Annotated in this window: 20 protein-coding genes; 3 read left to right on the top strand and 17 right to left on the bottom strand. The window is 58.9% G+C overall.

Translation table 11 applies throughout. The features are described from left to right. Window positions 1-26: 26 nt before the first annotated feature. Window positions 27-1544: an amino acid permease gene (locus ACWPM9_RS21275; RefSeq protein WP_484757872.1), complete on the bottom strand. Its 1518-nt coding sequence runs from the start codon at window positions 1542-1544 to the stop codon at window positions 27-29. A gap of 127 nt (window positions 1545-1671) precedes the next feature. Between ACWPM9_RS21275 and ACWPM9_RS21270 the strand changes: the two genes are divergently transcribed. Beyond that, complete coding sequence (locus tag ACWPM9_RS21270) at window positions 1672-2487, top strand: LuxR C-terminal-related transcriptional regulator (protein ID WP_484757871.1); 816 nt, start codon at window positions 1672-1674, stop codon at window positions 2485-2487. Between the two features lie 463 nt (window positions 2488-2950). Here ACWPM9_RS21270 and ACWPM9_RS21265 read toward each other — a convergent pair whose 3' ends face one another. From ACWPM9_RS21265 to ACWPM9_RS21225, 9 genes are all read right to left on the bottom strand, one after another. Continuing rightward, the gene (locus ACWPM9_RS21265; protein WP_484757870.1) at window positions 2951-3733 is read right to left on the bottom strand and encodes an ABC transporter ATP-binding protein; all 783 of its coding nucleotides are present in this window, start codon (window positions 3731-3733) and stop codon (window positions 2951-2953) included. Then, window positions 3730-5688, bottom strand: a complete 1959-nt coding sequence (gene fhuB, locus ACWPM9_RS21260; protein WP_484757869.1) for a Fe(3+)-hydroxamate ABC transporter permease FhuB — start codon at window positions 5686-5688, stop codon at window positions 3730-3732. The genes ACWPM9_RS21265 and fhuB overlap by 4 nt, the downstream gene beginning before the upstream one ends. Continuing rightward, window positions 5685-6545: an ABC transporter substrate-binding protein gene (locus ACWPM9_RS21255; RefSeq protein WP_484757868.1), complete on the bottom strand. Its 861-nt coding sequence runs from the start codon at window positions 6543-6545 to the stop codon at window positions 5685-5687. Before ACWPM9_RS21255 ends, fhuB begins: the two co-directional genes overlap by 4 nt. Window positions 6546-6577: 32 nt before the next feature. Further along, complete coding sequence (locus ACWPM9_RS21250; protein ID WP_484757867.1) at window positions 6578-8665, bottom strand: TonB-dependent siderophore receptor; 2088 nt, start codon at window positions 8663-8665, stop codon at window positions 6578-6580. Between the two features lie 114 nt (window positions 8666-8779). Next, window positions 8780-9670 carry a helix-turn-helix domain-containing protein gene (locus ACWPM9_RS21245; RefSeq protein ID WP_484757866.1) on the bottom strand — a complete coding sequence of 297 codons (891 nt, stop codon included), beginning with the start codon at window positions 9668-9670 and terminating at the stop codon, window positions 8780-8782. 237 nt (window positions 9671-9907) lie between these two features. After that, window positions 9908-10831 carry an ABC transporter permease gene (locus tag ACWPM9_RS21240; protein ID WP_484757865.1) on the bottom strand — a complete coding sequence of 308 codons (924 nt, stop codon included), beginning with the start codon at window positions 10829-10831 and terminating at the stop codon, window positions 9908-9910. Window positions 10832-10848: 17 nt separating this feature from the next. Further along, entirely contained in the window at window positions 10849-11904 is a 1056-nt protein-coding gene (locus ACWPM9_RS21235; RefSeq protein WP_484757864.1) for an ABC transporter permease, read from the bottom strand. Beyond that, a complete protein-coding gene (locus ACWPM9_RS21230) occupies window positions 11897-13450 on the bottom strand; it encodes an ABC transporter ATP-binding protein (RefSeq protein ID WP_484757863.1) in 1554 nt (517 codons plus the stop codon). Before ACWPM9_RS21230 ends, ACWPM9_RS21235 begins: the two co-directional genes overlap by 8 nt. Beyond that, on the bottom strand, window positions 13447-14565 hold the full coding sequence (locus ACWPM9_RS21225; RefSeq protein WP_484757862.1) for a BMP family ABC transporter substrate-binding protein: 1119 nt from the start codon (window positions 14563-14565) through the stop codon (window positions 13447-13449). Before ACWPM9_RS21225 ends, ACWPM9_RS21230 begins: the two co-directional genes overlap by 4 nt. A 221-nt stretch (window positions 14566-14786) precedes the next feature. On the opposite strand from ACWPM9_RS21225, the gene ACWPM9_RS21220 reads away from it, so the two are divergent. After that, complete coding sequence (locus ACWPM9_RS21220) at window positions 14787-15746, top strand: LysR family transcriptional regulator (protein ID WP_428188623.1); 960 nt, start codon at window positions 14787-14789, stop codon at window positions 15744-15746. Further along, window positions 15743-16792, top strand: coding sequence for an isopenicillin N synthase family dioxygenase (locus tag ACWPM9_RS21215; RefSeq protein WP_484757861.1), 1050 nt, complete (start codon window positions 15743-15745; stop codon window positions 16790-16792). Before ACWPM9_RS21220 ends, ACWPM9_RS21215 begins: the two co-directional genes overlap by 4 nt. A gap of 247 nt (window positions 16793-17039) precedes the next feature. Here ACWPM9_RS21215 and ACWPM9_RS21210 read toward each other — a convergent pair whose 3' ends face one another. The 7 genes from ACWPM9_RS21210 to ACWPM9_RS21180 are packed head-to-tail and all read right to left on the bottom strand — an operon-like array spanning window position 17040 to window position 23319. Continuing rightward, complete coding sequence (locus ACWPM9_RS21210; RefSeq protein ID WP_484757991.1) at window positions 17040-18548, bottom strand: aldehyde dehydrogenase family protein; 1509 nt, start codon at window positions 18546-18548, stop codon at window positions 17040-17042. A gap of 44 nt (window positions 18549-18592) precedes the next feature. Next, the gene (locus tag ACWPM9_RS21205) at window positions 18593-18940 is read right to left on the bottom strand and encodes a cupin domain-containing protein (RefSeq protein WP_428188627.1); all 348 of its coding nucleotides are present in this window, start codon (window positions 18938-18940) and stop codon (window positions 18593-18595) included. Window positions 18941-18953: 13 nt separating this feature from the next. Then, window positions 18954-19304, bottom strand: coding sequence for a cupin domain-containing protein (locus ACWPM9_RS21200; protein WP_484757990.1), 351 nt, complete (start codon window positions 19302-19304; stop codon window positions 18954-18956). 4 nt (window positions 19305-19308) lie between these two features. Beyond that, on the bottom strand, window positions 19309-20601 hold the full coding sequence (locus tag ACWPM9_RS21195; RefSeq protein WP_484757860.1) for a nucleotide disphospho-sugar-binding domain-containing protein: 1293 nt from the start codon (window positions 20599-20601) through the stop codon (window positions 19309-19311). Between the two features lie 14 nt (window positions 20602-20615). After that, window positions 20616-21674: an ABC transporter ATP-binding protein gene (locus tag ACWPM9_RS21190; protein WP_484757859.1), complete on the bottom strand. Its 1059-nt coding sequence runs from the start codon at window positions 21672-21674 to the stop codon at window positions 20616-20618. Beyond that, window positions 21671-22456, bottom strand: coding sequence for an ABC transporter permease (locus ACWPM9_RS21185; RefSeq protein ID WP_484757858.1), 786 nt, complete (start codon window positions 22454-22456; stop codon window positions 21671-21673). Before ACWPM9_RS21185 ends, ACWPM9_RS21190 begins: the two co-directional genes overlap by 4 nt. Beyond that, on the bottom strand, window positions 22456-23319 hold the full coding sequence (locus tag ACWPM9_RS21180) for an ABC transporter permease (RefSeq protein WP_484757857.1): 864 nt from the start codon (window positions 23317-23319) through the stop codon (window positions 22456-22458). The genes ACWPM9_RS21185 and ACWPM9_RS21180 overlap by 1 nt, the downstream gene beginning before the upstream one ends. Between the last annotated feature and the right edge of the window lie 24 nt (window positions 23320-23343).

The raw sequence follows: 23343 nt of genomic DNA, 5'->3' as shown, positions 1-23343 counted from the left end.
GCCCACATGGGCGAGGACCGCGTCGATTAGAGCTCGGCTGCTGGATGACCTCGCTTGCCGCCGGATACCGCAAATTCTTCTTCAGGCGACAAGATGAGACGGTGGCGGCGGTAAAAGGCGAAATAGGCGAGCCCACAGGCGTACCAGACGCCGGTTGCTATGGCAGCGAAGCGGTAGAGTGGGTCGAGGAATTGGTAGAGAAGTGTCGCGATTGAAATGGCGATCACGGCGAATGCGCCGAAGCGTCCAAACGGGCTGACGAATGGCCGGCGGATCAGCGGATACAATGTTTTCAGCCGCAAATAGGATAGGCTTTGCAGAATGTAGGAGACCATTCCCGCGAACACGATCATGCTGACGAGAAAACCGCCCATGAAGGCAATGTTGTCCTTGCCGCCCAGGTACCAAACGGTGAGAAGCGCCAACATTGCCATGGCGGATCCCACTGCAAGGGCCACATTCGGTGTCTTGGTGCGAGGATTGGTAACCGAAAGTCCCGTCGGCAGATAGCCTGCCCGGGACAGGGAATAGATGTTGCGACCGGAGGCGAAACTGCCAGCGAAAAAGCTGGCCGCGAGCCCCAATACGGCAACCGAGGCTAGGAGTTTGGCACCGCTATCGCCGAAAATGCTGCGGAACCCGTCGAGCAATGGTTCGCCGCTTGCTCCCATCTTCATGGCACCGGGGGGGATAGAAGCACTAAAGAACAAAACTCCGCCAGCCAGAATGATCAGCGTGACGATCGACAGGATCAGTGCCCGTGGCATGTCGCGCGTCGGATTTCGGGCTTCTTCGGAAGTCAGCGGCAATTGCTCTACGGCGAGGAACATATAGATACCGAAGGGCAGGGAGAGCATGATGCCGGTTATGCCGAAGGGAAGCCATGAACCATTGCCCTCTGCCAACGTCGTGACGGTCCCATCTGCCGCTACGCCGATGTCGAGCGCATATCGAAAGAAATCGACATGCGGGATGGCAGCGACAAAGAAGAAGAGCAACACGGCTACGGCCGCAACGGTGATCCAGACGACGACCCGCATCGACAGTTCCAGCCCGCGTAAAGACAGGCCGAGCATAACTGCATAGCCCCCAAGCCACCAGATCGGCAGCGTACTGGGGGATGTGCCGAAAATCGCGGCGAGATATAGACTCATGAAGAACATGTTGGCGGCGGGCGCCAACACAAACTCGATGTTTTCGGCAAGGCCGGTGGTAAAGCCGCCCCAAGGTCCGAGTGCCGAACGGGCAAAGGAATATGCGCCACCAGTATGTGGCAGGGCAGCACTCATTTCTCCGATCGAGCAGCATAGGCAAACATACATGAAGCCGATGAGTACAAGCGCGGCCAACATGCCACCGAACCCGCCCTGTGCAAGCCCGATGTTCCAGCCGGAATATTCGCCGGCAACCACGGCACCAACACCCATCATCCATAAGGAAAATAGGCCGGCATGCCGCTTCAATTGTCGATTTTCAAAATAGGCGGCATCCACCGCCTTATAGGTTACGCCGCTCGCAGCCGGCGCTATTGGTCTGTTGTCCATTATGTTCCCCTTTTCGAGACTTCACGCCTCTCTGATTGACCGGGGGCAGATTTCAGCAGAGAAACGAAGGTGTATATGTCCCGAAAGTGACATTGGCCCCGTGCGCCGCTGATGTAGAACGGATCCCATGGCGAACGCTCCCTTCCTGGAAACATGGCTTGAATGCCTTCCCGCGCTGATCGAAACCGTCGGTTCGATGCCATTTGCTCTTAAGCTCGATGCAGCACTGGACGCCTTCTGCGCTTTTGATCTCAGCTGCGCTTTCGCCTATCGACCGGATGGGCCGCCTGTGCTCCTGCATGACGGCCTGAAGGGTATTTCCTCGCCGCAGATCATGGCGAATTACATAAATGGCACTTATGTGTTGGACGCTGTCTACGACGCTTGCTGCAAGATGATCGACCCGGGACTTTATCGGTTGTGCGAGCTGGCGCCGGACGATTTTCTCGAGGGTAATTATTACAATTCCCCGGAGGTGCATCCCTGTATCTCGCTAGAAACCGGCTCCCTTTCTGAAGAGATCGTATTCATCTGTCAGACGGAGCAAGCGCATATTGCTTACTCGTTGTTGCGTCATAAAAACTCACAGCCTTTTTCCGAAGATGAATTCACACGGTTGAAAAGCGTCGCTCCAACCGTTTTGTCACTGCTACGCAGGCAATGGCCGCGCGAGAACCCACCGCCGGTGGTTGCGAGCTTAGGCGGCAGCAGCGCCAACCAGATCGCTCATTCGTTCGATACATTTGCAGATGACAAGCTGACAAGCCGTGAACAACTGGTTGTGAGCATGATTTTGCGTGGCCATTCTAGCCTCTCGACGGCGAATATCCTCGGCATTGCCGAGGGAACCGTTAAGAACCATCGAAAGCACATCTATTCGAAGCTCGGTATTTCTAGTCAGACCGAGCTATTCAACATGTTCATCTGTCACCTATTCCCGTGATCTCCAGGTGGTCGGCCTCGTCAGTTGGCACCAAGCCAGGTTTCATTTTTCTTCGGCGGACACAGCGTGAATTTCTGGGTGGTGAGCAGACGAGCAGCTCTCTTGCTGCATGTCTCGTCAATCAAGATCGAGCCGAAATGCTGTTTTCGAATTTTCCATCGCCTTCTATCGACCAGCCGAGGCATATGCAAAAACTCGGAGGTCAATCGCGCCACAAATGACCTCGATACCGCTGTCCTGCTGCATGACGGCAATGCTGTCGGTATTGCGGATGGTGCCGAGCCTGTGGACGACGACGAGTGCGGTGCGCCGAGGTCGCTTCTCGAGTAACGCCCCCTGCGGGGCAATGTGAACGGCGAGGCGCTTGGCACGCGCTTCTGGCCGTCGGGCAGAACCGGTCAATGAAGGTGGTGACAGGGAAGAGCCTCAGCTTTGCGATAACCTGCGAAGGTCCACAACAGCATCAAACGGCGCTCGCGAGCGGCGGACGTCCGGGACGCTCCACCACATCCATAGCAAGACCATAGACCCGTGATAACGTAGCGGGCTGCATTAGGTCAGCCGCCGTACCGTTGAGCACAACCTTTCCGTGCTTCAGCGCGATGATGTGATCGGCAAAGCGGGCAGCGAGGTTGACGTCGTGAAGGACAACCACGATCGAGCGGCCGGCCTGGGAGAGTCTATGCACGAGGCTCATGACCTCGATCTGGTGGGCAATGTCGAGTGCCGAGATCGGCTCGTCGAGAAGAAGTGCATTGGCGCCCTGGGCGAGCAGCATGGCGAGCCAGGCGCGCTGGCGTTCGCCACCCGACAGCGTATCGACGTGCCGACCTTCATAATCCAACAGGCTGCATTCGACGATTGCGGCTTCGACGGCCTCTTTGTCTGCGGCAGTCGGGCGGCCAAGCGCGCCATGCCAGGAATAACGGCCGAGCGCCACGAGCTGGCGGACCGTCATGCCTTCGGCGGCCGGGGTGTATTGCGGCAGGTAGGCGAGTGCGCGAGCGTGGTCGCGCGCCGACCAGGCGTCTTGTGGACGGCCCATGGTCCGGATATCGCCGGAGAAGCGTCCAATCTGGCGCGCGAGTGCCTTCAGAAGCGTTGACTTGCCCGAACCGTTGTGGCCGATCAGGGCCACCATGCGCCCGGCCGGGATGTCGAGATCAAGGTTTTCGATCACGGCGCGCGAGGTTTTGCCACTTCTGAGGGCGATGGTGAGATTACGGATTTCAAACAGGGGGTTCATTGCTTCTGTCTCGTCATATGCAGCAGGAGCCAGGGCGTCCCGAGAAGGGTCGCGAACAGGCCCAGCGGCAGTTCATAAGGGAAGGCGGCAAAGCGCGAGCCTGCGTCTGCCAGCATCATCAGCAAGGCTCCGATCAGCATGGAGCCTGTGGCGAAACCGCCTGCCGTGGTGAGGCCCAGCGTGCGGGTGATATGAGGGGCCATGAGCCCGACGAAACTGACGGGGCCGACCAGCACGGTTGCCGTGCCAGTCGCAATGCCGACGGCGAGGAACAGGCTTGCCCGGGCAAAGCGCGAGACGCCGAGGCCAACGGCAATTTCGGCCCCGAGCGGCAGGATGGCCAGCCAATTCGCAGAGAGCAGACAGAAGAGCAAGAACAAGGCGGCCAGCACCAGCAGCATGAATGCCTCCACCGCGCCAACCGTTGAGGTCGAGCCCGAAAGCCAGGTGAGGATGACCCAGGCCCTGGCATCTCCGCCCGACATCATCGCGGAAAGCACGGCCGAGGCGAGCGCACTCAGGGCAAGGCCAGTGAGCAGGATCCGGTCTGTCGGCATGCCCGTCTTCATCGCGGCGCGGGCGACGATGGCAAGCACCACTAAGCCGCCGAGGCCGGCGGCGATCAGAAGCGTCACCGCATCGGGTGCCGGCACGAGGAATACCGCGAGACCGTAACCGAGGGCTGCACCAGAAGAGACGCCCATGACTTCGGGCGAGGCGAGCGGATTGGAGTTAGTCCGTTGCAGGATCGCACCAGCACCGGCCAGTAGCGCGCCGGCGGCAATGGCTGCTGCGAGCCGCGGCAGGCGCAGGGGCACGAAGGCGGAGGCCTGATCGACACCCAGAAGCGTCCAGCCGTCCGGGCCGCGACCAACGGCAAGGGCGAGAAGTGAACCGGCGACAAGCAGAACCGCCAGCATGGTGACATGGCGCAAGGCGGACGCGGCAAGCCTGGTTTCTCCCGCAGCCATGCAGGCAGGCGGCGTGCGCCCGGATAGCCGCGGCAAGAGCCAAAGCAGCAGCGGCCCGCCGATCAGCCCGGTGACGGCGCCGACCGGGAACATCTCGCCGACGGCATTGTCGAGCAACAGCACGCCACTGTCGCAGAGAAGAAGCAGACCGCCACCCGCCAGCATGGAGGCGAGGAGCCGCGATGTCTCGCGACGGAAGCTGAGTGCTCTGACGATCGTGGGGGCGGCGAGGCCGATAAAGCCGATGAGACCGACTTCGGCCGAGACCATGGCGGTGAGCAGAACCGCGATGGCGATCACCATGGCGCGCACCAGTCCGACGCGCATGCCGAGCGCGGCAGCTGTTTCCCCGCCGATGGAGAGAAGTTGCATGGGCCGCAGTAGACACAGGGTCGGAAGCAGGCAGACGCCGAGCACCGCTGAGAGACGGGTGACGGCGGACCAGTCCTGCTGCACCAGCGAACCACCGTTCCAGATCACCAGAGACAGGAGGTATTCGCCATGAGCGAGCGTCAAAGCAGTGGCCAGGCTCGTGGACATCAGGCCGACAAGCAAACCGACCACGACCATGCGGGCGGGCTCGAAACCGCGCCTCTGGCCAATGAAGAAGACAAGTGTCGCCGAGGCACCGGCACCGGCCAGTGCGACCGGAAGCCGGCCGGGTGCAAGCAGTGCCGGGGCAAACAAAGTCGCGCAGACCAGGGCCAACTGCGCCGCAGCGGAGACGCCGAGCACCGTTGGATCGGCGAGCGGATTGCGCAGGACACGCTGCAGGAGGCTGCCTGCAAGCCCCAGTGCCGCACCGACCAGCACTGCAACGACCGCGCGCGGCATGAGACCGTAGACGAGACGAATCTGCACGACGGAGCGTTCGCCGGCAGGGACAAGCGCATCCACCCAGGCGCCGAAGGGAAGCAGGCTATTTGCGGCCAGAAACCACAGGACAGCGCCAGCGACAAATAGAAGAAGGGGCAAGGTTTTCATGCGGTGGCGAGGGCCTCGGCAAGACCTTCGGCGAAGGCGAGCGCCGAGGATGCGCCGCCAAAGGCATTGGTGGCAAGGAGTTGATGGACACGGCCCGCCTTGATCGGGGAAAGGGCATTCCAGAGTGCAGAGCGTTGCAATTGAGAGCGGGCCGCCAGCGGCACGGGGCTGACGATGACGAAGCTGGCGTCCGGCATGTCCGCAAGACGGTCTAGCGGTACGGGCGCGGCAAAGGAGAATTGCGTGCTGTCTTGCCAGGCATTGGTAAGGCCAAGGCGCGTGAGTGTGGAACCATAGAGGCTGTCGAAGCCGAAGGCGCGGAAATGACGGGCATCGCCGAAGTCGATTAACATGACGGGGCGATCCGAAAGGTGTTTCAACCGGGCCGTCATCCGGTCGAGCTGCGTCTCGGCATTCTGGCGTGCGCGCTTTCCGGAATGAGGGTCGCCCAATCGCTCCGCCAGCGTCTCAAGTGCATCGAGCGCGTGCGGCAGGGACGGCTCGCCGCGAACGAAGAATGGCAGGCTGAACACCGGGGCCACCGCCGACAACTGAGCCTCATGTCTCGTATAGAATGGGGACGAGAGGATCAGGTCGGGAGCGGCAAAACGCAGCTGCTCGAAATTGGGCGTGCCGCGCAGGCCGAGATCCAGCGTTTCCGCCGGAAGGGTAACGGTGGGGCTTTCAGCCCGGAAGCGGATGAGTTCGGTTGCAGCCACTGGTGTGTGACCGATCGCCCAGGCGGTTTCCAGCATGGCCCAGTCGATCGACGCCAGACGCAGACCGACAGCGCCCGTTGGTGCCGCCAAAAGCGGAGAAGAGATGCCGGCGAAGCCTGCGGCAGAAAGCAACTGCAAAAAGGCGCGCCGGCCGAATGAGCGTTCGGATGTCACCACCGGACGGTCAGGGTTCCCATCACCGAGCGGCCAGAGCCGTAATAGCACCCGAAGGAGCCGCAATTGGCGACATAGGTTTCGTCCGTGAGGTTGTTGAGGTTGACGGCGAGCGTCGCCTTCTCCGTGACCTTGTATCGGGCGGCGAGGTCGACCAGGGTGACCGGATCCAGTTGATAGGCATTGGCATTGTCGCCGTAGCGTTCGCCGATATAGCGGATGCCGCCTGCGAGCGAGAGACCATCCAGCGCCGTGTCCTCGGCAAAATCGTAGTTCAGCCATACGCTGCCGGAATGGCGCGGCATGTTGGCCGGCATCTTGCCGTCATTTGTGCCCACTTGTTTGGCATCGTTGTAACTGTAGGCGGCCTTGACGCTCCAGCCCATGGCGATTTCGGCCGCACCCTCGATCTCGATTCCGCGGGATTTGACCTGACCGATCTGGCGCGTGCCGGACACGCCACCTTCGGTGACCGTGACGCTGACGTCGTCCTGCGTCAGGTCGTAGAGGGCAACCGAGAACAGGCCGTCGAAGGAGGTCGGTTGATATTTCAGGCCGATTTCCCACTGCTCGCCGGTGGTCGGCTTCAGCGTATTTCCCGCGATATCGGAGCCGATCTCGGGATCGAAGGAGGTGGCGTAGCTGATATAGGGCGCGAAGCCGGTGTCGAAGAGATAGGAGAGCCCGACATTGCCGGTTGTGGTGCTATCCTGTTGGTCAATGACCGTGGTGCCCGAGAAATTGTTGGTTGAGGTACCCTGCTGATCGGTCCAGTCATGACGAAGCCCGAGGGTCGCACGCCAGTGGTCGAAGGACAACTCGTCCTGGGCGTAGATACCAACCTGTTCGAGCGTAAGGTCATCAGTCTTGGTGTACCAGGGCACGCCGACCGTTGCCGAGGTCGGGCTGGTGATGTCGAGGTCAGAGGCTGTGGCAAATTCCGTCTTGGTGTTGTCGTCGTATTTGCGCAGGTCGAGACCAAACAGCAGTTTGTGGCCGATCAGACCGGTCGCGACATCGCCGGAGAAACGCGTATCGAGGTTGGCAGTCCAGGTATCTTCGTCCTGATAGATTACGCCGCGCTCGACCGTCGAAGGAGCCGTGTAGCCGGAAACGTAGAAGCCGGTATAGTCCCAGTCGAACTTCTGGAATCGGGCAGACTGGTCCAGCGCCCATCCGGTATCGAATTCGTGATGCAGTTCGTAGCCGATATTGCTCATGCGGCGGTCGGAATCGTCGATCGCGGGATCTCCGATATAGAGGTCGCGCAGGCTGTCGTCATTGCCCTGACCCGTCAGCTCGTCAGGAATGCCTGCAGGCGTGATCGGGCTATCCTTCTGGTAGGATGCAAGGAAATCGACGGTCGTCGCATCCGACGGCGACCAGCGGGTGGCGAGGCCAAGATAGCCGCGCTTGTCGGTCAGTTCGTCGATGTCCTCCTCACTGTCGCTCAGCTTGCCGGTGAACCGTGCTGCCAGCGTATCGGACAAGGCCTTGTTGGCGTCGAGGAAGACGGTCTTGTCACCGTCGATCGAAAAGCCGGTGCCAGCCTCATAGGCATCCTTGAACTGGGCATGCTTCTGGACCATGTTGATGACGCCTGCCGGCGTGCCGGAGCCGTAGAGGCTCGACGCAGGTCCCTTCAGGACCTCCACCCGTTCCAGGCCGTAGACTTCGTAGGACGGCGCCCCGGCGGAGCGCATCAGCCGCAGACCATTGAGATACTGTGCGTTCCCCATGTCAAAACCGCGCAGGTTCGGGCTGTCGAAGCGCGGATCGGCGTAGGGCTCGCCGATCACGCCGGCCGTCGTCGACAGCGCCTGACCCAGCGTTTGCGCTCCGCGGTCCTCGATCTCGCTTCGCGTGACGACCGAGACCGAACGTTGCGTTTCGAGTATCGGCGTTGTCGTCTTGGTGCCTGCAACTGCAGCCTTGGCGACATATCCCTCAGCCGGTGCGGCGGCATCCGCTTGCCCGGACACGACGATTTCTTTGAGTTCGGTTGTCGCGACATCCTGGGCGACGGCTGCGGCATGCAGAGCGAGGAGACTGGCTCCGGCGAAAAGGGCGATCCTGATGTTCATGGTCCATCCGACAAGACGTGAAGAATTCATGACTAAATAAGTCTTGTTTTCTTGCGGAGCTTGAATGAATGCCTCGCGATTTGATCCAATCCGCTTCAATTTCGCAGTTTCGCCTTATTTTCTTTCGCCGCGCGCGGTGCGCATGCGCCGCCACTGGGACGGCGGCAGGCCCTGCGATGCACGGAAGACACGGGTGAGATGGGCTTGGTCGGCAAAACCCGTAGCATCTGCGATTTCCGCAAGACCCCGATTAGTGGTCAACATCAGATCCATAGCCGCTTCGATCCGCTCGCGCGCCATCCAGCGTTGGGGCGTTTCGCCGGTGCTCTGGCAGAACGCACGGCTGAACCAGCTTTCAGACAATCCGCAGAACTCGGCAAGTTCCGAGACACTGACCCTCCGGGGAAAGGCATCCGAAACATGCTGCCGGATTGCGGATATCTGTCGCGGCGGCAAGCCGCCACTATGGTCCGTGCCTTCGTTCGTCAGATTAAGGGTCTCGGCCAGAATGGCGGAGAGCAGGCCATCCAGCATCAAGGCGGGGCGCGAAGGTCTCTCCACCTCGTCGGCCACCATGCGGGCGAGCGTCCGGGCAGCGCGTATTTCGGCTTCATGGCCCAGTATGACCGTCTCGGAAAGCCTTCCGGGCCGGACCAGGCCGGCGAGCCTCTGTTGCAGTGGGCCCGCCTCAAGATGGAAATCGAGATGAGAGAATGTCTCCTCGCCCTCCATGGAGCTCCAGAGGGGCCGGCCGGCCGGCACATACAGCATTTCGACACCGGTAATGGGTTTGCCGGCCTCGCTGGTGCGCAGTGAGAGGTTGGTCGGTGGGCTCCCGAGAAAGACCACGAGGCGAGGGTCTGGAGAAAGGTAAAAGCCTGCCCCCCCAGAACGACCCTCGACATGCCAGACATCGGCAACCACACCCGGCCAACTGCGTACGCGCAGTGGCTGCAGTGTGCGATAGTTGCGGGTATGCGCCTGCATACGGGGACGAAAGGCCATAGCAACCTCCGGGACACTGCAAAGCCGTCAGATCGGTTGAATGCAATACATGATAACTTCTGTCAAGTTATTCGCACCTGCACTTTCATCGTCCGGATGCCTGCATGAGATGTGGTCGTCGCAAACCCTTTTGGAAATGAGAGTTCTGTTGATGTGAACGGCTCATCTGTCGCGGCTTCATGTGAGCCTGATATCTACAGTGTTTCGTTTCCATTCATGTCAGGCACGGCAATGTCCCTAGTGCTTGTCCTGGCGAAGATAAATTCGGCCAAGGAAAGACGGTTCACCGGAATGGCGTCCGGTCAGCGAACCGAGGACCAGCACGATGAGCGTCAACAGATAGGGCAGGCTCATCATCAGGTAGACCGGAATATCAGCACCGATTGCCTGCAGGCGCGGCGATAGAGCATCGGCGCTACCAAACAGTAGGGCGCCGAGCAATGCGCTCACCGGGCTCCAGCGGGAAAAGATGACAAGGGCAACCGCCACCCATCCACGCGAAGCGATCATGCCCTCTACCCAGACATGGCTGGTCGCCACGCAAAGATATGCACCGGCAAATCCGCAGAGCAGGCCTGAGAAGATCACGGCAGCCATTTGTGTCAGCTGGATATCGATCCCGGCCACATCGGCGGCTGCCGGGTTCTCGCCGACCGCGCGCAGACAAAGACCGGATCGGCTGCGCTGCAACCACCACCAGAGCAGGAAAACGGCAACTGGCATAACAAGTGTTATCGGATCTTGGACGGCAATGAAGCGGCCAAAGCCTGAACTCCGTTCTATGCCAAAGAGATCGCCGAAATTGGAAATGCCCGGAAAGGTCTTTTGCACATACGGCCTGCCTATGACGCCGGTCATGCCAAGTCCGATTGCCACGACGCCCAGACCGGCGAGCGTATGATCTGCGCGAAAGACCACGGTTGCTATTCCAAACAGAAGTGAAAGGGCCGTGCCTGCAGCAGCGCCTGCGGCAAGCGCGGTCCAGGGATCGCTTCCGGACAGGACGCTGATCGCACCAGTCATGGCACCAACTGCCATCAGTCCTTCTGCACCGAGATTGAGGATGCCAGCCCGTTCGCACACGATCAGGCCCAGACTGGCGAGCAGCAAGGGCATCGCATAGCTCGGGATAATGGCTATCCAGCCGATCAGAAAATCCATGATCCGTGTCCTTTTCGTCAGCCGCGCCGGCTCAGTGAATAGGTGCTGAAGAACTGTGTCATCAGGATCGAGATCAGCACCGTGCCCTGTACCAGCACGATCATTGCCTCTGAAATCGAGTAAAACACTTTGAGCACATTGCCTGCGGTAAAGATGGCACCAAGCGCGAAGGCGACGATGACAACGCCAAGTGGCTTGGCGCGGGCGAGATAGGCAATGACGATGGCACTGAAAAGGTAGCCGTTGCCGATCGACTGGTTGAGGCGATGCTCGGTTCCGGCAACGATGAGCATCCCGGCAAGCCCCGACAATGCACCCGACAGAAGAACGAGGCCAATCACGGTTCGGGCAACAGGCAGTCCGGCGGCGCGGGCCGTCTTCGCGTTGAAACCGACGGCATCGGCATGAAAGCCCAGCCGTGAATAGTCCAGTGCGAACCAGATGAGCACCGTAACGACGATCACCACGCAGAAGCCGGTATGCATCTGGCCCCAGCCGAGTGCCGCAAACTGGCTTGATGTCGAAAAGGCCTCGGTGACGGGAAAGCTGTTGGCCGGGTCGCGCCAGGCCCCAAACAGCATGTGCTGTACGAGCAGAAAGGCGACATTGCCGAGAAGCAGGGTCGTAATGACCTCGTTGACCCCGAATTTCTGTTTCAGCGCCAGCGGAACGGCGATCCAAAGAGCTCCGGCAACCACGGAGAGAAACAGCATCGCCGGCAACTGAAGCGCATCTGGGACGACACCACCGAGCGCTATCCAGGTGGCTGCCATCGCACCGAGCCAGAGCTGCCCTTCGATGCCGATATTCCAGAAACGCACCCGCATGGCAACGGCCGAAGACAGGCCGACGAGGATAAGCGGCAGAGCGGCTGTTGCGGTCTGCGCCAGACCGTCGGAGGTGAGGAAAGTGTTGATCAGGAACTCGTCGATGAGCGCTTCCGGCGGCACACCCGCACCCACAAGCAAAAGGGCAGAAATGGCAAGCCCCAGCGTGAGCCCGCCGACATAACAGAGGCTGCTCAACCAGAAACCGGGGGACTGGCGGCGGACAAGAAAGGCAGAATCAAGCATGGCCGGCCAGCAAAGCTCCGATCCAGTCCGAGGTTACATCGCTTGCGTCGCAGCTGCCGACGATGGTTCCTCTGTTCATGACGGCAACCCGATGCGACAGCGACAGTATCTCCTGCAGATCCTCGCTGATCAAAAGACAGGCGGCGCCATTCTCGACGGCACGCTGGATGGCGGCGCGCACGAACTGGGTCGACTTGATATCGAGACCGCGGGATGGAGAATGCGCAACCAATGCCGTCATATCGCGATCGAGCTCGCGTGCCAGCAACACTTTTTGCGCATTGCCACCCGACAGCAATGCGGTTGAACGCGCAGGCGATGCTCCACGAATGTCAAATTCCTTGATTGCGCTTTCCGCTTTCAACCGCATTCGCTTGCGACGCAGAAGAAGCGGACTGCCGAATTCACCATCGCAGACCCGGGTCAGCGCCAGATTGTCGGCGATTGAAAGATCACGAATGAGGCCGGTTGCGAAGCGGTCTGCGGGCACGACGCGCAACCCTGCCAGACGGCGCTCGCGTGGTGTAGCGGTGGTGATATCGACGTCGCCAATCAGGATCTGACCGTCGGCAGGCACGCTTAGCCCCAGCATGCATGACACCAGTGCTTCCTGACCGTTGCCGCCAACACCGGCAATACCAAGCACTTCGCCAGCGCGCAGGTCGAAACTCATGTCCGTAATGCCCTGACCTTCAGCGCCGTCATGGGAAGAAAGGCCGGATACCCGAAGATAGACCTCTCCAGGCACCCACACAGGTGGTGCACCAGATGCCAGCGTCTCACCAACCATCAATCGACCGACATCCGTTTCGGAAATATCGGCAAGCACGGTGCCGGCCAATACCGTTTTTCCATGGCGCATGATGGTGATGCGATCGCAGAATGCGGCGACCTCGCGAAACTTGTGGGTGATCAGGACGATAGCATGGCCGTGTCCCGCCAGACGCCGGATAAAGGACAGAAGGGCTTCGGCCTCTTCCTCGGTCAGCACAGCCGTTGGCTCGTCCAGAACCAGGATGCGGGCGCCAAGCAGCAGCACCTTGACGATTTCGGCGCGCTGACGTTCGGCAATCGACAGGGTGGAAACAACACGCAATGGATCGACGGGCAACCCGATTTCGGTAGACTTGGCTCGTATTGCCGATGCTGCCTGCGCAATGCTGCGGATGGTGGCGTGGCGTCCAAGCCCGAGCAAAACGTTTTCAGCTACGGTGAAGCTGTCGACCAGTCGGAAATGCTGGTGAACCATGCCGATGCCCGCGGCTGTCGCCTCCGACGGGCTACGGGGACTGATACTCTCACCGTCAACGGCGTGCTCGCCGCTGTCGGCGGCATAAACGCCAGCTGCGACATTCATCAGCGTCGATTTCCCGGCACCATTTTCGCCGACGATCGCGTGAACTTCGCCCCAGGCGAGATCGAAGGATGCATGGGTCAGGGCTGGCTTGCCGTCGAAGGCCTTGCTGACGGCCCGCATTTCGAGCGCAGGCGGTTGACCGGCTGCAACAGCCGGCCAACCTTCTTGCTCTTTCGCCTGCAGTGTCATTGCTCGGCCGGCATGGTGCCGATGATACCCTTGACGAAATAGTTCATGTTCCAAAGGGCGCCATCATCGACCGTGCTGCCGGCGGCCACGACCTCTGTTCCGTCCTGCTTTTTCAGCGGGCCCTGGAAAGGATCGAGCTTGCCATCGATAATGGCTTGTTTGGCGTCCGCTATTTTGGCCTTGGTCTCATCGGTGACCGTTGGCCCAAATGGTGCAAGGCCAACAACGCCAGTACTCAGGCCATCAAACGCGCCGTATTCCTCGGGCATCCAGCTGCCATCGATGATCTCCTTGATCGTTGGTACGAGATATTTATCCCAGTGAAACACGACCGAGGTCTGGATTGTCTTTGGCGCAGCATGGGACATGTCGAGCTGGAAGCCGATGGATGGAACGCCCGCCTTTTCTGCAGCGTCCAGTGCTGATGTCGCGCTCAGATTGGTGGCGAGAACATCCGCCTTCTGGTCGAGGATTGCCTGGGCAACCTGACCTTCCTTGACCGGATCCCACCACGAGTTGGTAAAGACTGCTACGGTCTCGATGGACGGATCGACTGACTGAGCGCCGAGCGCGAAGCTGTTAATGTCCCAGTTCACAACACCAACGGGGAAGCCTGCCAGAATGCCGATCTTCTTGGTTTTGGTCGCCTCACCGGCAGCAATGCCGGCCAGATACCACGCCTGATAGGTGCGGGCGTAAAAGCTCTCCATATTAGGGCCGTTTTCGGTGCCTGAGGCGCTAAGAAACGCCACATTGGGATAGGCCTTGGCAGCCTCGGCCATCGGGGCCGAATATCCGTAGGTTGTGCCGACGATGATGTTGAAGCCGCGCTTCACGTAGAGATCGATTGCCGCCCGCAGCTTCGTTGCCTCTTCGGGAATGTTCTCGGTGACTGCCACTGGAACCTTGAGTTCGTCTTCAACCGCCTTTCGACCGGCTTCGATGGACTCGTTCCAGCCACCGTCGACAGCCGAGCTCGCATAGATGAAGGCAACTTTCGGCGGGCCGTCCAACGTGAAAGCGTGGACACTGGAGGTGGCAAATGTCGAAAGCAGTGCGCCGGTTGCAACGGCGAGACAGGCTTTTGCCGAGTTCTTGTGCATGCGGATTGTCATTTATCGTTCCCCTATTTGCCTAAATCTGTGCCCAGCCATCGGTTGATCGCCCATGGCTCTTTCGCCGTCCGGCGACGGCTTTGTCTTGGAAGGTAGCCGCGCTTTCGCACGACTGAAATTGATCTTGTGCAGTGCATGAAAGCCGATTACGTTCGTTCATGCAATAAAAATAATCATGCCCAAAAATTCATCATTTTGTTCAGAATTATGGACGATCATTCTTGAATACCGAAGCGCTGACATCATTCGTGAAAATTGCCGAATTGCGTTCGCTCTCTGCGGCCGCGAAACTGTATGGCTTGCCGAAGTCGACGCTGAGCTTGCGCTTGAAGCATCTCGAGAATGATCTGAATGTGGAGCTTTTCGAACGGGTTGGTCGCAAGCTGATCCTGACCGATGCCGGGCAGACGTTGTTGACCCATGCGCGCAAGATTCAGGAGAGCTGTGATGCGGCGCGCGCCGCCGTGACCGAACTCAGCGATGATGTCGCCGGCACGCTGCGCATCGGCGCCCGTGGTGAATTCGGAACGGCTTTCTACGCGCAGATGCTGATTGCCTTTCGACGACTTTATCCCAAAGTGGACATCGAGCTTACCTTCTTTTCCACCAGCGCCTTTTTCTCGGCTGAGAGCCTGGATACGCTCGATGCCGTGATTTCCTGGGACGAGGATGAAGAGGAGGGCGAGACGCTCTCGACCGCGACCTTCGCGCTGTTTGCCAGCAAGTCCTATATCGAACGCGCTGGCATGCCCAAAAACCCGCGCGATCTCGCCGAGCATCAAGGCATCGTCTACCGCATGCCATCCGGATTGCAGCATTGGTGGTTACAGAACGGGGCTGCACGGGAAAGCATTCTGCCGCGCAGCAACCTGATCGCCAACGACTACTGGACGATCAAGTATTTTGCAGTCGCCGGCGAGGGTATCGCCTATTTGCCGCGTTTTTTCACCGCGCTCGAATGCGAACGTGGTCACCTCGTTCCCTTGCTTGATAGCTGGGCGTCAGCCGAACGGCGCGTCAGCATACAGATCACCCGTCCCCATGCGTCGTCACGCAAGATGGAGGCCTTCATGGATGTCTGTCGCCGCTATTTTTCGCCCGGTTTTGTATTCACGGGACCGCGCTACTACGTTGAAAGCATTCACTTACCCAATGAAACAGAAGAGGGTTCATCGCCATGAAAGCAGTAGAAACCGGTAATGGCGCGCGCGTCATGAAAAACACCGGGCTTGACCCAGAGCGCGTCAGCTTCGACCAGATTCCGATTATCGATCTGGAGCCGATGTTCAGCGGCGATCAGGCGGCCAAGGAAAAGCTCGCAGCAGAACTCCGCAAGGCCTGCACGGAGGTGGGCTTTCTCTACATCAAGAACCACCACGTGCCGCAGTCGGTAATCGATTCCACCTTCGACGTGGCTGAGGATTATTTTGCGCTTCCCGACGAAACGAAGATGCAAAATCACGTGTCCAAGTCGAAGAACAATCGTGGCTATGCGGCAATGCTGGAGGAAAACACCGATCCCAGCGCGCGTGGGGATCTCCACCAGTCCTATGACATTGCACTCGATGTGCCGGCAGGCGACCCGGATGTGTTGGCTGGCAAAGTACTCTATGGTCCCAATCAGTGGCCCGACGCCATGCCGGAGTTTCGCAAGTCGCTCGAGACCTATCACGCCGAGATGCTGAAATTGAGTGGTAACCTGCTGCATGCCTTCGCCCTGGCGCTCGACCTCGAAGAAACGTATTTCGACAAGATGGTCGACAAGCCGTTGGCGACCCTGCGCGTTCTGCATTACCCGCCGCAGTATGGCGAGGTTGACGAAAAGCAGATCGGCATCGGCGCACATTCGGATTATGAATGCTTCACGATCCTGGCGCAGAAGGAAGGTATTTCTGCCCTTCAGGTCCTGAATGCATCCGGAGACTGGATTGCTGCCGATCCGATTCCCGGCTGTTTCGTCGTCAATGTTGGTGACCAGATGGCCCGCTGGACCAATGATCTGTTTGCCTCCACTGTGCATCGGGCAATCAATCGTTCCGGTAAGGAACGGTATTCCATCCCGTTCTTCTTCGGTCCAAACTACGACACGATCGTTGACGCACTTCCAAGCTGTGTCGACGAAGCACATCCAGCGAAATACGAACCGGTGACCTCAGGTGAGTATATTAATGGCCGCTTCGCCGCGACCTTTGCCCATTACGGAGAAGCGCAAAAGGAGACAGTCTGAGGCAATGGTTTGATCGCGCGAGCGAGGGACGCTTATCGCAGAGCGCCCTCGCACTTCAGGCGTCCGTGGGCGAGTATTCGATTGAGGATGATCACGCCCATGCCAACCTGTGTCTGCGGGGCAAGGAATGGCTGAGCGCGCAAACGCGGTCCAGCCATGCCCTTGAATCGTCTTGTAGCAGTGTCAAACGGAGCCTGTTTGCCATAGCCGGCTCCCATGACCGCGGCCGAGCCGACAAATTTCCCAATCACGAAACGTGCTTGCGCCCCTCCGCATCGTAAAACCAGTTGTCCGGATATGGATACCACCAGTCCTGGATAACGGGCTTGTGGTCAATGATGACCATTTTGGAACGCCGGAAAGTTTCGAGACCAAGCCTTGAAAGCTCGCGACCGAGGCCGGATTTTTTCCAGCCACCAAAGGGCAGCGCGTCGTTGTCTATCAGCGGGTTATTGACCCAGACCATTCCCGCTTCCAGACGATCTGCGGCTTCCATTGCTTCTTCCAGCGATGTGGTGAACACGGAGGCGCCAAGACCGAAATCACTGTCATTTGCCTGTTCGATCGCTTCGTCGAAGCTTGCAACCCGCATGATGGCGGCGACCGGACCGAAGCACTCCTCCCTCATGATCGCCATATCGGCAGTGCAGCCGGTGAGGATCGTCGGTTCATAGAACCATCCGACAGGTTCGCTGTCCGGGATATTCCCGCCAACTACCACAGTGGCGCCCTTTGCCTTGGCGTCTTCGACCAGGCGGATCACCTTGGCGCGCGCCGCTTCCGAGACGAGAGGGCCGATTTCTGCCTTGGCCAGGCCATTGCCAATTCGCAGCCGGAGGGTCTCCGTTGCGAATTTCTCCACAAATGCGTCATGGACGCTGTCCACCACATAGAAGCGTTCTGCGGAGGTGCAGACCTGGCCAGACATGTGGAAGGCCGCCGTCACGGCGCCGGAAGCGGCGACGTTCAATGGCGCGTTGGCGGTCACGATAAGCGGATCTGACCCACCTGCCTCAATGACCGCGGGTTTCATCTGGGCCGCTGCCGCCATGGCAACAGATTTGCCGGCCGCAACCGACCCGGTAAACGCAACAGCATGTGTCTTGGGGGATGCAATCAGCGCTTGTGCTACATCTACGCCGCCAGGCAGGCATGCGATGAGGTCATCCGGCAGTGGTTCGAAAACACCCATGAATTCCAATGTCGAAAGCGTGGTCGCCAGCGCCGGTTTTATGATGCAGCCATTGCCTGAGGCGAGTGAAGCAGCGACTGTCCAGCACATCAGGAGGATCGGAAAATTGAATGGCATGATGTGAACCGAAAGCCCCAGCGGCTCATAACGCGCGTGCTGGAACGAGCCTGCCTGGGTCGTGCCGGCAACCTTGCCGCCGTCGTCGCGCGCCATTTCCGCAAAATAGCGGAAAGCACCTGCACAATTGGCAACCTCGCCGATTGCCTCTGGGTAGGGCTTGCCCATCTCCCGCGACATCAGTTCGGCACAGCGTCGCATATCCGTTGCCTCAATGCGGTTGGCTATGCGATGAAGCGTCATCGAACGGCTCTTGGCGTCGAGCTTCTTCCACTGCCGCTGGGCTGCCGTTGCAGCATCGAGCACCGCCTCGATTTCCTCAAGTGTGGTCTCGGCAATCTCACCGACAGCCCGAAGTGTTGCCGGATCGATGACCGGATGCCGCTGTCCCTTTGCGGATAAATAGACAGGATGGCGGTAAAGGGACGGCGCCGCAGGATCGAACATGAGATTACCTTCAGTCATTGCAAGGGAACTTGTACCGCCTCTGATCAGCGAATCATGTAGACCTTCTTGATGGTCTCATGGACCGTGCAGACGCCTTTCCAGTCCTGAGGAAAGAAGGCTGCTGTATCGGGGGTGATTTCGATGATTTCACCACTCTCGTGCACATAGGTGCAGCGCCCTTCGAGGAAATGGCAAAATTCGTCGCGGGTGACATGGCAGTTCCATTTGCCTGGGGTGCAGACCCAGAGCCCACATTCGCTCTCGCCATTTGGACCTTTGTGGATCACCCGGCCCGAGGTATAACTCTCCCCTTCGATCATGGTGGGGATGACGCCCCAGTCCTTGAGGTCGTCCAGTTCCAGCGGATTGTGCATCAGCGGTGTGGTCGTCATTGTGGCTCACTTCCTAAACGAGAATGTAGATATTGCGCATCGTCTCGATGACGTTGCATTCGCCGGTCCAGCCGGCTGGAAACATGACGGCGGTACCAGGGCCGATATGAATGACCTCGCCGCCGTCAGACGTGTAAACGGCCCGCCCGGTGACAAAGTGGCAGAATTCGTCGCGGGGAATGGAAAGCCGCCAACGCCCGGGCGTGCAGACCCAAATACCCGTTTCGGGCTGATTATTTGGACCCTTGAACAACAGGCGCCCTGACGAGTGAGACTGCCCTTCGAGACTGTCTGACTGACCGCCCCAGTCCACAAGATCATCAAAAGTCGTTGCGTTATGAATATGGGGTGCAGAAGATTTCAGTGTCTCAACCACGGAATGCTCCCGTCTTCACCAGCTCATCGAGAATAGCGGCTGCCTTTTGGGGACCATTATGGGCCTGCATATGGGCTGAGGTCGCTGCAAGTTTTGACGCCATCGCGGGATTATTGATGCAGGCGTCGAGCTTGGCGGCGAGATCGGCATCAGTCCAGTCATAGCGGGGCATCTTGAATCCATGCCCTGTCTCATCGACGCGGGTGGCATTGTCGTGGCCATCCCAGACATAAGGCATGATGATCGCAGGCTTGCCGAAGTAGAGGCACTCCGTGAAGGAGTTGTTGCCTCCGTGATGGATCACTGCATCGACCTGCGGGATGACGGACGGCTGCGGGAACCAACTGTCGATGATGACATTATCCGGCACATCTTCGTATTCGCCCATATAATCCCCGACATTGACAAGCGCCCGGTATGGGAGTGCGCCGACCGTCGCAATGATGCGCTTCAGAAGTCCGGTATCGCCGGCACCCAGGCTCCCGAACGAGACATAGAGCAGGGGCTTGTCGTTGTTCGTCTTGAAGCTCGGTACCGCATAAGGTTTCTCGGTTCGCACGCAACCTTCAAGGTATTGGAACTTGCTGGGGTCCAGCGGGTGCTCCCGTTCGAACTTTACGGCTTCAGGATAGAGCAGAAGGTTCATGAAGGGCGACGCTTCGAAGAACTGCCCAATTGGATAGGCCTCTTCACCTGCGCCCTCTAGGAACGCATTGAAGTCATCATGGATCGGCTTGATCACTGCATTGAAGTGGTCGCGATAGGCTTCGTGGCAGGCATAATCACTGGCGCCGCAGCCGGAGAGGTGAGGGGGGATCTTGGGATCCTCGATCTCGTTCTCCGAGCACGAGATGATGCGCACCCAGGGATTGCCATACTGCTTGATCGCCGGGAACAAGATCACATTATCGACACAGATCAGATCCGGCTCGATCTTCGCCAGTACACCCGGCAGGTCCTTCTCCGCCCATTTGGCGCTGTCGACGATGGCCGTCCAGCAATCCTTCACATAATTGTCCACCTGGTCGTAGGGGTTTTTGCGGAAGTTCGGAATGTGACCATTGATAAAGTCTTCCCAGAATTTGGCCATCTGCTCCGCTGGCATCGGTTCAGATAGGTTGACCGCGTGAGCCTCAAAACCATAGCCTTCATACACCGACACGAAACCTGGGTCGGACAGGAAAACGGCCTTGTGACCAAGCGCTTCCACGGCCTGGGCAATGCCCACGGAATTCAGTGCTGGCCCGAAGGCGGCTTCCGGAAAGAATGCGATTGTTTTTGACATTGGGCTCCCCTTTCTTAGTGCGCAAACAACCTGACGCGGCGCGGATCGATTGCGATGTGAATGCTGTTTCCAGGGTCCAGACCCATAGCCGAACTGGCGGCGACCCGGACCTGGATCGGTGTGTCGCTGGCAGTGATCCGAATGTGAAGGACGCGATCGAGACCGTGATAGGCGACGTCTGCGATGCGCCCTTCAAAGCCTTCGCCCGGCGCTACCACCATCACGTTTTCGGGACGCACCGCGAGTGTCGCCATGCCCGTATCGGCGTCTGCAATGGTCATACGAATGCCCGGTGCCGTAAATATTCTCTGGGTATCGACCGTGCCCTCGATGAAATTCATCACGCCAATGAAATTTGCGACGAACCTGTCAGAAGGCGTCTCGTAGACCTCCTCAGGCGAGCCGCACTGCAACAATCGCCCATCCTTCAGGATCGCCATTCGGTCGGCCATCACAAGGGCCTCCTCCTGGTCGTGGGTCACAATGATGAAGGTGATGCCCACCTCGTGTTGCAGACGTTTCAATTCGAGTTGCATCCGCTCGCGCAGCTTCTTGTCGAGTGCACCCAGCGGCTCATCAAGCAACAGTACTTTCGGCCGTTTGACGAGCGCGCGCGCGAGCGCAACGCGCTGTTTCTGACCGCCGGATAGTTGCTCGGGCTTGCGATCTGCAAATTGTGCAAGATCGGTGACCGCCATAATTTCGTCGACCCGGCGCTTGATCTCACCCTTGGCAAGGCGCTCCATCTCCAGCCCGTAAGCGAGGTTTTTGCGAACGTTCATATGGGGAAACAACGCATAGGACTGGAACATCAGATTCAAAGGTCGCTTTTCCGGCAGCAACGGAGAAATGTCTTGGCCTTCCAGCAAGATACGTCCGCCCGTCGGGTTCTCAAAACCCGCCAGCATGCGAAGCAGAGTGGTCTTGCCGCAGCCCGATGGACCGAGAAGCGCAAAAAACTCGTTTCGACGGATATCGAGAGATACGTCATCGACCGCTGTAATCGGACCGAATGACTTCGACAAACGGTCGATCGACAGGATCGGTTCTGAAGGGGGAGAGATTGCGTTCATTGCATCTGTTCTTTGTTCAGCTTCTGGGAGAGAAGCAAGGCAATTGCGCTGATGGCCATCACAATGGTCGCAAGCGCGTTGATTTCGGGCGTGATGCCGAAGCGGATCATCGAATAGATCTGGATGGGCAAGGTGATCGAGGAGCGCCCGGCGCCCGCTGTGAAGAAAGCGATGATGAACTCGTCGACCGACAGCGTGAAGGCGAGAAGTGCGCCGGCAATGATGGCCGGCAGCAGCACGGGAAATGTCACCCGCCAGAACGTCGTCCAACTGCCGGCCCCGAGATCCCGCGATGCTTCCACGATCGAATAGTCAAAATTTTTCAAGCGCGCGCGCACAACCGAGCAAACGAAAGCGAGATCGAAAATCACGTGACTGATGATGATCGTGTGCAGACCGAGGGTGACGTTCAGCAACGAGAAGAATGTGAGAAGCGCTACCGCCAGCACGATGTCAGGGATCACCATTGGCGCAAAGGCCAAGGCTTCAAATCCTGTGCTCTTGCGACGGCGGGTCTCCATGCCGATGGCGAGCAAGGTGCCGAGAATTGTGGCGATCATCGTCGCAACGATGGCGACGACCAACGTATTCCAAGCCGCGCCGAGAATGTCTCCGTTACTGGCAAGAGAAGCATACCACTTGATCGAAAAGCCGGACCAGGTTGTCGGCAGCCCGGCCGCGTTGAAAGACAACAGGACAAGAACCGCGATTGGAAGGTAAAGAAAGCTAAACACGGCGACGAGCACTGTGCGTCCTGGCCATTTGGGTGATCGCACGGCCATCAATCTGCCTCCCGGGTGCGCTCGCCCGATGCCGATTCGGTCGCGCGGGCCTGCAACATCAACAGCGCCACCATGATGGCAATCAACACCATGCCGAGGGCCGCTCCGAAGGGCCAGTCATTGGCCGACAGGAACTGGTCATAGACAACATTCCCGATCATCTGGAAGCGTCCGCCGCCCAGCAGTGCTGGCGTGACGAAATTGCCGATAGACAAGACGAAGATGAACACGGCTCCTGCCGCGATGCCCGGCATGGTGAGCGGCAACGTCACCCGCCAGAATGTTTGCAGAGGTCCGCCGCCAAGGTCACGGGATGCTTCCACCAGTTCCGGGTTGAGCCGTGACAGTGTCGAATAGATAGCGAGTATGACGAAGGGTAAATAATTGTAGACGAGACCAGTAATCACCGCGCCTTCGCTATAGAGCATGGAGAGTGGCTCGCCGGTATAGCCCATGCTCCGCAGCAGATTATTAAAGAGCCCCTCGCGGTTCAAAAGCACGATCCAGGCATAGGTGCGGATCAGATAATTCGACCAGAATGGTAGCACGGCAAAGAACAGCAGCGTCGGCTGACTAATGCGCGGAGCACGGCTGATCGCATAGGCTGCAGGATAGGCAATCAGAACAGCGATCAAGGTTGCCAGTCCCGCGATCCGCGCCGATGTCAAAAAGATCTTCGCATAGAGCGGATCAAGCACGCGTTGGAAATTCTCAAGCGTGAGCGTGTATTCCACACCGCCCCAGACCCCGCGCTCGAAAAACGCATAGGAGAGCACGATCACGCAGGGCACGACCATGAATGCCACAAGCCACAACAGGGCCGGCAGGGCGAGCAGGTTTGGCTTGGCGGCGTTGAAGGACATGAAAGGATTCCAGTGAACGGCATT

It is taken from the genome of Agrobacterium sp. H141 (assembly GCF_057158725.1).
The sequence above is the reverse complement of the archived record's forward strand: the minus strand, read 5'-3'. Positions and strand labels throughout refer to the sequence as shown.